Consider the following 1,197-nt stretch of genomic DNA (forward strand, 5'->3'; position numbering starts at 1 on the left):
AGCGTTCTTCTCGCGAGGACAGCTTTTTCCCTCGTGGCGGAGCCACTCGGGAAAAAGATCCCGCAGCGAGAAGAACGCTGAGGTTCCGCCACCCGGACACCCCAGCAACACGAGCCGTGGAAGCAATCCTGAAAGACGACCTTCCACTCACCACAGCGACCACACGCCCGAACCCGGGAAGGCGCTAAACCCGACACCCCACGTCAAGCCAAGGCACGGCTTCGCCGCCCGAGGCAGGGCATTTGGCCGCGAGGTATTGGGCCTGGGTTAAGCCAGGACGTATTCGTGCCAGTTCATGCCGTGGGGGTTCCAGCCGAGGCCTCGGCCTTCCTTGGCGGCTCGCAGTGCTTGCATGGTGTGCGGCCAGCGGCGGATCACGTTGGCCACGGCTACGGGGGTCATCAGTTCGCTGGTGCGGCGGTGGTCGCCTGGGCCCAGGAACGCGATTCCGCCTGGCGTGGACAGGATGTCGGTGAGCGGCACCTGCCCGGACAGCGTGGTCTTCTCCACGCTGATCAGGGTGTTGGGGTGCAGGTCCGGTGGCCAGGTGCGCCGGTCGAGGTCGGCGGCGACTGGCTGGTCGCAGTTGCCGCAGCGGCACTCGAACTCACCGGCCCAGCCGTGCTTCGCCCAGGACCACACGACGCCGCCGCCCACGTCGAGGTCGGACAGCGCGGCCACGTGCGGCCAGGCCCCGACGACGGCGCTGAGCATGGTGCGCTTGGTGGGCCGGGTTTCACCTTCCGGTCCGCTGAACGACCAGGTGCCCGTGTCGTCGCGGTGCACCCGGACCAGCGGCGCCCGCAGCGACAGCACGTCGGTGTCGACGAGCACCTCGGCTTCGGGCGGCGTGTTGAGTTTCCACTCCGTGTTCTGCTCCATCCCGAGCATCGTCATGCGTCCGAACGGGCGACCACAAGATCCGCCACACGAAGGTGTGGATCTACGCCATGTCGCCAACCACAGAACCTCGACAGTGCATCGACCCCGCAACGAGGAGTCGCAGAGGCCCCAAGGGGTCCGCGCAGAATGATCTTTTGGTCATTCTCCTGTCAGCGGCGAAGCCGCTGAGCAGTGACCAGCTTGAGCAAGGTCACCACCGGCGGGTTCTCAGCTGCTTCCTCGCGAGGACAGCATTTTTCCTCGTGGCGGAGCCACTTGGAAAAATGATCCCGCAGCGAGGAAGCAGCTGAGGTT

General features: G+C 65.8%; 1 protein-coding gene. It reads right to left on the bottom strand.

Annotation, left to right across the window (positions count from 1 at the left end; all coding sequences use genetic code 11):
- Positions 1-267 precede the first annotated feature (267 nt).
- Positions 268-882, bottom strand: a complete 615-nt coding sequence (locus ACWD38_RS30330; protein WP_246456665.1) for a hypothetical protein — start codon at positions 880-882, stop codon at positions 268-270.
- Between the last annotated feature and the right edge of the window lie 315 nt (positions 883-1,197).

The organism is Saccharopolyspora sp. NPDC002578 (assembly GCF_053592695.1).